This is a genomic window from Asticcacaulis solisilvae (assembly GCF_017875235.1).
In the GTDB taxonomy this organism is placed as follows: Bacteria; Pseudomonadota; Alphaproteobacteria; order Caulobacterales; family Caulobacteraceae; genus Asticcacaulis; species Asticcacaulis solisilvae_A.
Genome location: NZ_JAGGMI010000002.1, coordinates 658,085 through 665,654, shown reverse-complemented (window position 1 = coordinate 665,654; position 7,570 = coordinate 658,085). Strand labels below are relative to the sequence as shown.

Sequence of the window (7,570 nt, the reverse complement as noted above, 5' to 3'; positions counted from 1 at the left end):
CGGTCATGAATAAATGAAAAGTCGATCACAGCTTCGATCTTGCGAAGCAGATGATCCTTCGGAACCAAGCCTTCGAGCGTAACCATCTCAAGGGCGGTTTGTTCGGCTGACGGCGCTTTGAGCATACCTCAATGAATCAGAAACCCCCGACTTACGCCAGAGGTTTGTCAGCAGTCTGGAGGGCGATCGCCCTCCTTTTTTTATGGCTCGGTCGGCTTGCCGGCCTTGGGACGCGGTTTGCGGTCAGCCTTGGAGGCTGGCTTGATGGTCTTTTGCCGTTCCGGCGGCTTTTCCGGGATCTGCGCCACGGCCTGGGCAAAGCTGTCGTCGGGGGTGAAGGCGGGGACATTGGGATGGATGCTGCGGCCCATCTTGCGCAGCGTGGTCACGGGGCAGTCCAGTTGCGACAGGGCGTGCACGGTCGTCTGGTAGCCGTTTTCGACCGCCTTGTCGTAGGCCTTCCAGTCGCGAATCTCGACGCCCTCAGGCTCTGGGATGATCAGCAGGTCCGTCGCCGCGCGCGACTGCGCCAGGTCGGCGGCGGTGGTGATGGTGGCCGAGCGCATCATGACCGAGACGATCGGCGGGCCGCGCCGCCAGTCGCCGCGCGCGAACCACGAGGTCAGCTTCTTGGGCACGGACAGGGCCCTGGGGTCGACGCCGCGCGCGCGGGTGACATCGACGCCGATGACCGTGCCCAGATGCGTATTACGCATCATGGTCGCCGGGAAGGAGCGCATGACGGCGCCGTCGACCAGCACTTCGTTGTCCTGGACGACGGGCGGGAGCACGCCGGGCAGCGAGATCGAGGCGCGCAGGGCATCACGCAGGCGCCCGGTCTTATGGACCTTCAGCGTGCCCGAGGTCAGGTTGGACGACAGGCAAAAATAGGGCAGGGGCATGTCCTCGATCATGATCTCGCCGAAGTGCTTCTCCAGGCGCTCATCGACCTTCTTGCCCGAGGTCATGGCGATGAAGGGGAAGGCGATATCGTCCAGCGGCGAGGAATCGACGAAGGCGTCGCGCATTCGGCGTTCGATCTCGTCGTCGTCCCATTGCATGGCCAAGCAGGCCGACAGGATGGCGCCCATGGACGACCCGCAGACGAAATCAACGGGAATATGGGCTTCGCGCAGGGCCTGGATGGCGCCGATCTGGGCAAACGCCCGCGCGCCGCCGCCGGAAAACACGATGCCGACGCTGTGACCGGTGATGATGCGCGCCAGCCGGGCAACATCGGCGACGTCGTGAGGATGGATATGGAACCAGCGATTGGGCTTGATAGCATGCAGCCAGGCATTGGTCCGGCCCGGAACCTGTGCCTTGGCGACGCCTTCGGGATAGAAGAGCAGCAGGTCGGGCGCGCGGTGCAGCATCGACTTCTCGCCCTCGGTCTGCCACAGGTCCGGCTTGGTTTCGGCGTCGGCCACCAGGAAGACGTGATCGACCTGGCGCGCACTTAAAAGGCGCCAGTGACTTTCGTGCTTTTCGGCGACGTGCAGGACAAAGTCGTTCTCGGCCTCGATGCGCGAAAAGGCTTCGGGCGTGGTGCCGTGAAAGCCCTTGTCCAGTACCGCGACCTTGTAGCCCAGGGCGCGGACCTGTGTGGCGACGCGTTCGACCATCGGAAGGATGCTGGCTTCGCACAGGCCGAAGAAGGCGAAGACGTTGGGCGTCACATTGGGGATGGTGCGCCGGACGCGGTCGATAATCTTGCGTGACAGGGCCAGCAGCAGTTCGGGGCGCGAATCGATGGCCTTCAGGAAGTCCTCGCGCGGCATGGCCAAAAGGTCCGAGTCACGCAGGGCAATGACGGATGAGGTGTGATAGGTGCCGGCGATCAGCGACATTTCGCCCACGGGTTCGCCGGGACGGATGATGCCGATCAGGCTCTGTTCATCGACATCCTCGTCGTGGCGGAAGACGCCCAGACGCCCGGAGCGCAGCAGATACAGGTGGTCGGATTCGTCGCCGGCGCTGAACAGGCGCGAGCCTCCTGGCAGGGAAATGAGGCTGGCGCCTTCGCCTAAGGATGTGCCGAACAGGCCTTCCAATGCCTCCTGCAGCGACGATTCGGTCTTGATCTCATTCATGCGATTCACAAACAGCAGCTTAGGGCGTCGGCAAATAGCGAAACGATATGTTTTCGTATCTGTCGGACGCCGGGTCTCATCCTATATAGGGTGCGCCCGAATTGGCTTCTAAAGGTTTAAGGCAATTAACCGTGAGTGAAATCCATATCGTCAAACTGTGTGTCGGCGCCGACAGCGTGGAAGACCTGCTGAACTGGGAAAAGGCGCGCGGCGCCGTATCCTATATCCATACGCGCAACCGGCCGACGCGGTATGAGGAACTGCTGAACGGCGGATCGCTGTACTGGGTGATCAAGGGATCGATCCTATGCCGGCGCGAGATCGTGTCTTTCGACGCCGTCGAGGATAAGGAAAATCCGCACTGGAAGATCGGGTTGAACACGAAACATATCCCGACCGAGGCCCAGCCACGCCGGCCGTTTCAGGGGTGGCGTTACCTGAAGCTGGCGGATGTCCCGCGCGATATCGCTGAGCATGAACAAGACATGCCGCCGGAACTGGCCAAGGCGCTTCGTGAGGCTGGAGTGTGGTAGGTCAGACAGCGATATTGTCGATCAGGCGCGTCTTGCCGAGCCAGAGGGCGGCGAGCAGACGCTGCGACGTCGTATCCGGCGTAATCTCGCCGAGCGTCACTGCATCGCGTAGCGCGATATAGTCGATCTTGCCAAAGCCGGCGGCCGTCAGTTCGGCCTTGGCCGATTCTATGGCCGCCGATTTATCTGCACTGGTCTTGATGGTCTGCAGCGCCGCGTAGAGCTTCGGCGCCACGGCGCGTTCCTCGGGGCTGAGATAGGCGTTGCGCGACGACAGGGCCAAGCCGTCGTCCTCACGCAGCGTCGGATGGCCGACAATGTCGATGTCCATGTCGAAATCACGGACCATGGCGCGGATGACCGCCAACTGCTGGTAGTCCTTCTCGCCGAAGACGGCGACATCGGGCTGGACCTGATGGAACAGCTTGGAGACGACGGTCGCCACGCCGGAAAAGAACTGCGGCCGGAAATCGGTCTCCAGGCCCAGCGCCGGACCGTTCATTTCGATGCGGCTGACAAAGCCCTTTGGATAAAGGACTTCGGGCGTCGGCAGGTAGACGAGGTCGCAGCCGACGCTGTCCAGCAGGGCCAGGTCGGCGGCCTCCTGGCGCGGATAGCGGTCGAGGTCTTCGGTCGGCGCGAACTGCAGGGGGTTGACGAAGATCGATACCGTCACCACATCGCAGAGTGTACGGGCATGACGCACCAGCGCGAGATGGCCCTCATGAAGCGCCCCCATGGTGGGCACGAAACCGACCTTTCCACCTGACTGCCTCAATCGTGCCACCGCCTGGCGCAATTCTGGGAGCGTGCGTGCGGTAGCGACGGTTTGAGGCATTTGTGAGGGCATCTTTTGGGGGGAAGGAGTGTCCGGCATCGCGAATTTCGACGTCTTAACCATTTTCTCTAACGCCGATTTAAAGGCGATCTGGAAGACTTGTGTGTATGGCTTACCTGGTATCTGCTCGTAAAGTGATAATTTTGTGCGCCGCACTCGTGGGTGTCGCCGGCCTGACCGGCTGCGACGACCGTGCACAGAACAAGATGTGGGCAAGCATCCAGGCCATCGAGGTCGATGCCCGCGAACACAAGGACACGCCCGCCGATCCTCGCAAGCTGTCGCCCAAGGATATTTCGCTGGCGGTCAAGACGGCCAAGGATCTCACCGTCAACGACGACGGCCTGTTCGACCGTAAGCGCGACACTAAGCTTGAGATCGCGGTTGTCGACCCGCTCGACGTGCCGCGTCCCGAAGGCGCTCCGCTCGATGCCCGTCCGTCCGGCGTGGTGTTCGACCTGGCCCAGGTCGCAAGGGAACTGCCCGATATTCCGGTGGCCGATGTGGCGCGCGAAGCCGTTCGCGCCAGCGCTGCTGTTGCTGCCCCGGAGGTTGCCAAGGCCGCGACGTCTCAGGTCGTAACAAAGACAGCAACGCCTGAGGTCGCCGTTAAGGCCGCAAAGAACATCCAGGTCGGTTCGTTCGGCACTCTTCTGGCTGCTCAGCAGGCATGGGAGACCCTTCGCGACACCTATCCGGCCGCCGAAGGACTGAAGCCCTCGTACGAAAAGGTCGTGACCGGTTCCGGCAAGTCGCTGGTGCGGCTCAAAGTCGGTCCGGTCAAGAGCGACGCCCAGGCGCGCGGCCTGTGTGACGCGCTTGACGTTCGCGACAGCTGGTGCGCCCGCGCGGGCTAAACCAGCTACTGCCGAATCCTTTGTTCGGCGTTATAGTTGGCGGGAAGGATCTTCCGCCGTATGACACCCAGCCCCGCTCACCGCATCGTCCTGGACACAGCCAGCCGCATGGTGCCGCGTGTCTTCGCCGTGCTGATCTTCCTGGCCGGCGCGCTCTTGCTGATCGCCGACTTCGCTCCGATCAACCCCTCCGCAATGCCGCTGATCCGGCGCTGGCTGCCGCTCGTCCTCGTCGAGCTGTCGCATGCCTTCGCCGCGGCCATTGGCGTGCTGATGCTGTTCCTGGCGCGCGGTTTGTGGGAGCGGATCGATTCGGCCTGGTACGGTGCTTTAGGCCTGTTCTGGACAGGGGCCTTGCTCAGTCTGACCCGTGAACTCGCGGTCGTGCCGGCGATCGCCATGGCGGCGTGCGGCCTGCTGCTCCTGCCTTGCCACCGCGCCTTCAACCGGCGTTCCAGCCTGCTGACCATGGCGGTCAATCCTTTGTGGATCCTCGTCACTGTGGCGACGCTCGCGGCCATCGTCTGGACCGGCTTCTATCTCTATAAGCACATACCCTACGCCCACACCCTGTGGGGCGATTTCGCCTATCACGGCAACGCCTCGCGCTTCCTGCGCGGGCTGGTGATCGTCGCTGTGACCATCGGGGTCTTCATGCTTTACCGGCTGTTCGGCATCGCGCGCTGGCTGCCGCCCTTGCCGGACGACGAGGATGCCGACCGCATCCAGGAGGTCATTGCCGGCGCGACGCACCCGCAGGCGTGGCTGGCCCTGCTGCGCGACAAGCACATCCTGTGGAACGACGACCGCACGGCTTTTCTGATGTATGGCACGTCCGGCCGCCAGTGGGTCGTGATGGGCGAGCCGGTCGGCGATGCCACAGCCGCAGAGGACCTGGCGTGGAAGTTGAAGGAGATGGCGTCGCTGGCCAATGCGCGCCTCAGCTTCTATCAGGTGGGACCCGGCGTCCTGCCGCTGATGATCGACCTTGACCTCAGGCCCTACAAGATCGGCGAGGAGGCGATGATCGATGCGGTTCACTTCGACCTTTCCGGCAAGAAGGGCTATGGTTTCCGCCAGACGCTCAAGAAATACGAGACGCTTGAGGCCCGGTTTGAAGTCGTAGCGCCGGATGCGCTGGAGGCCCATATGGGGCGTCTGAAGGTCGTTTCCGATGCCTGGCTGGAAAGCAAGAACGCGAAGGAAAAACGCTACTCGCTGGGCAGCTTCGACCCTGATTATATGCGCCTGACGCCGGTGGCGGTGGTGTGGATCGGCGGCGAGATCAAGGCCTTTGCCAACCTGTGGCCGCTACAGTCGCGCACCGTGCTGACCCTCGACCTGATGCGCTATCACCCGCAGTCGCCGCCCAGCATCATGGAGTACCTGTTCCTGAAGTTGATCGCCTATGCGCGTGACAGCGGCTATGCCAGCTTCAGCATGGGGCTGGCGCCGCTGGCGGGCCTTGAGGCGCGGCCCCTGTCGAGCGCCTGGCCCAAGATCGCTTCGGTGATCTATCAGCTGGGCGGTGACATCTATAACTTCCAGGGACTGCGCGCCTACAAGGACAAGTTCAAACCGCGCTGGGAGCCGCGCTACATGGCCGTGCCCGGCCAGGAACAGGCCCTGGGCGCCGCACTGATGGCGGTGGTGGCGCTCGGCAACAAGCCGCCGACGAAAGAAGATTAGGCGATCGGCAGGCTGCGGCGGAAATAGAGGCCATCGGGCGCCAGTTCGAAGCTGACGGCCAGGAATTCGACGCCGGCGGCGCGCGCCGCATCAAAGGCGCGCCCAAAACCCGGATCGCAGTCGCGCGCGATGTCGAAGCGTTCGACATCGTGGCGCTGGACGCAGAAGACGACGACGGCGCGAAAGCCCGAGTGCACCATCTCGATTAGCTCATAGAGGTGCTTGGCGCCGCGTTCCGTCACACAGTCGGGAAATTCGGCCAGGCCCGGGGTGCGCGACAGATGAACGTTTTTGATCTCGATATAGGCGTCGGGGCGCGTGGCGTGACCGGTGGCCAGAAGGTCGATACGTGAATTGACCCCGTACTTCACCTCGGGCCGTAAGGCCGCATAGCCTGACAGCTCCGGCACCAGGCCGGCCAGAATGGCGGCGGGAATGACGCGGTTCGGCCACTGGGTGTTGACACCGACCCAGGTACCGCGCTCTTTGAGGGCTTCGAGCCTGTATTGCAATTTGCGCTTCGGATCGCCGACATAGGTCAGCAGTGCGGCGTTACCGGCCTCAAGCAGCCCCAGCATCTTGCCCGGGTTGGGGCAGTGTGCTGTACTGGTCTCACCCGAAATCATTTCATCCAGTTCGACATCGGCGAAGAATCGCTTGTATCGCATACGCAACCGGCCTGTTTTCAGGTTGGCGAAGCGGATCAACGGTTCTTCCGGAGCTATATCCCATGACGGTGTTTTCATGACGACAAATCCCAATCCGACCGCCGCCATCATGATCATCGGCGACGAAATCCTGTCGGGTCGTACCGTGGATTCGAACGTCAACACAATCGCCCGTTTTCTGGGGGCGTTAGGCGTCGACCTCAACGAAGTGCGCATGGTGCGCGACGACGAGGCCCAGATCATCGAAGCCGTACGCAGTCTCAGCGTCACCTATGACTACGTGCTGACGACCGGCGGCATCGGCCCAACGCACGACGACATCACCGCCGACTGCATGGCCAAGGCGTTCAGCGTCGATATCAGCGAACACCCGGCGGCGCTGAAGCTGCTGCAGGAGCGCGCCGAAAAGGCTGGCTGGACACTGAACGACAACAGCCGCCGCATGGCGCGCATCCCCCACGGCGCCGAGTTGATCGCAAACCCGGTGTCGGCGGCGCCGGGCTTCCAGATCGGCAATGTCTTCGTCATGGCTGGCGTGCCCAAGATCATGGAAGGCATGCTGGCCGACGTCGCGCCGCGGCTGCGGACCGGGCGCAAGGTGCTGTCGCGGACGCTGCGCCTCAACTTCATCGGCGAAAGCTGGGCGGCGGATGCCCTGCGCGACATCGACAAACGCTACGCCGACCTGTCGCTGGGCAGCTATCCCTTTGGCCTTCTGCCGGGCGAGTTCGGCACGCAACTGGTGGTGCGCGGCCAGGACGCTGAAGCGCTCGATGCTGCCGTTTCCGAGTTGAAGACGGCGCTAGAGCCGGTCGTGGAAGAGGGCCGCAAGCGCAATCCGCAGGCCAGTCTCGACGAAATCGCCGGATAAGACCGTGAGAGGACGCACACC

At 62.9% G+C, this 7,570-nt stretch carries 7 protein-coding genes; 4 read left to right on the top strand and 3 right to left on the bottom strand.

What is annotated here, in order from left to right:
• Positions 1 to 200: 200 nt before the first annotated feature.
• Positions 201 to 2,093 carry a patatin-like phospholipase family protein gene (locus J2X24_RS06340; RefSeq protein ID WP_209718206.1) on the bottom strand — a complete coding sequence of 631 codons (1,893 nt, stop codon included), beginning with the start codon at positions 2,091 to 2,093 and terminating at the stop codon, positions 201 to 203.
• A gap of 131 nt (positions 2,094 to 2,224) precedes the next feature.
• Here J2X24_RS06340 and J2X24_RS06335 point away from each other — a divergent pair, with 131 nt between their 5' ends.
• Positions 2,225 to 2,626 (top strand): DUF1489 family protein, encoded by a 402-nt coding sequence (locus J2X24_RS06335; RefSeq protein WP_209718203.1) that lies wholly within the window; start codon positions 2,225 to 2,227, stop codon positions 2,624 to 2,626.
• Between the two features lies 1 nt (position 2,627).
• Here J2X24_RS06335 and panC read toward each other — a convergent pair whose 3' ends face one another.
• Positions 2,628 to 3,476, bottom strand: a complete 849-nt coding sequence (panC, locus tag J2X24_RS06330) for a pantoate--beta-alanine ligase (protein WP_245344496.1) — start codon at positions 3,474 to 3,476, stop codon at positions 2,628 to 2,630.
• Positions 3,477 to 3,607: 131 nt separating this feature from the next.
• Between panC and J2X24_RS06325 the strand changes: the two genes are divergently transcribed.
• The gene (locus J2X24_RS06325; protein WP_209718197.1) at positions 3,608 to 4,321 is read left to right on the top strand and encodes an SPOR domain-containing protein; all 714 of its coding nucleotides are present in this window, start codon (positions 3,608 to 3,610) and stop codon (positions 4,319 to 4,321) included.
• A 60-nt stretch (positions 4,322 to 4,381) separates the two neighbouring features.
• A complete protein-coding gene (locus tag J2X24_RS06320) occupies positions 4,382 to 6,010 on the top strand; it encodes a phosphatidylglycerol lysyltransferase domain-containing protein (RefSeq protein WP_209718195.1) in 1,629 nt (542 codons plus the stop codon).
• Here the strand turns inward: J2X24_RS06320 and sfsA are convergent.
• On the bottom strand, positions 6,007 to 6,756 hold the full coding sequence (sfsA, locus tag J2X24_RS06315; protein ID WP_209718192.1) for a DNA/RNA nuclease SfsA: 750 nt from the start codon (positions 6,754 to 6,756) through the stop codon (positions 6,007 to 6,009). The two genes, J2X24_RS06320 and sfsA, sit on opposite strands and share 4 nt — an antisense overlap.
• Here sfsA and J2X24_RS06310 point away from each other — a divergent pair.
• Positions 6,755 to 7,549, top strand: coding sequence for a competence/damage-inducible protein A (locus tag J2X24_RS06310; RefSeq protein WP_209718189.1), 795 nt, complete (start codon positions 6,755 to 6,757; stop codon positions 7,547 to 7,549). The two genes, sfsA and J2X24_RS06310, sit on opposite strands and share 2 nt — an antisense overlap.
• Positions 7,550 to 7,570: the final 21 nt, after the last annotated feature.

Bases quoted from the DNA above. Each gene is read 5' to 3' on its own strand.
- J2X24_RS06340 (WP_209718206.1), bottom strand. From the start codon at position 2,093: ATGAATGAGATCAAGACCGAATCGTCGCTGCAGGAGGCATTGGAAGGC.
- sfsA (WP_209718192.1), bottom strand. From the start codon at position 6,756: ATGAAAACACCGTCATGGGATATAGCTCCGGAAGAACCGTTGATCCGC.
- J2X24_RS06310 (WP_209718189.1), top strand. From the start codon at position 6,755: ATGACGACAAATCCCAATCCGACCGCCGCCATCATGATCATCGGCGAC.
- J2X24_RS06320 (WP_209718195.1), top strand. From the start codon at position 4,382: ATGACACCCAGCCCCGCTCACCGCATCGTCCTGGACACAGCCAGCCGC.
- panC (WP_245344496.1), bottom strand. From the start codon at position 3,476: ATGCCCTCACAAATGCCTCAAACCGTCGCTACCGCACGCACGCTCCCA.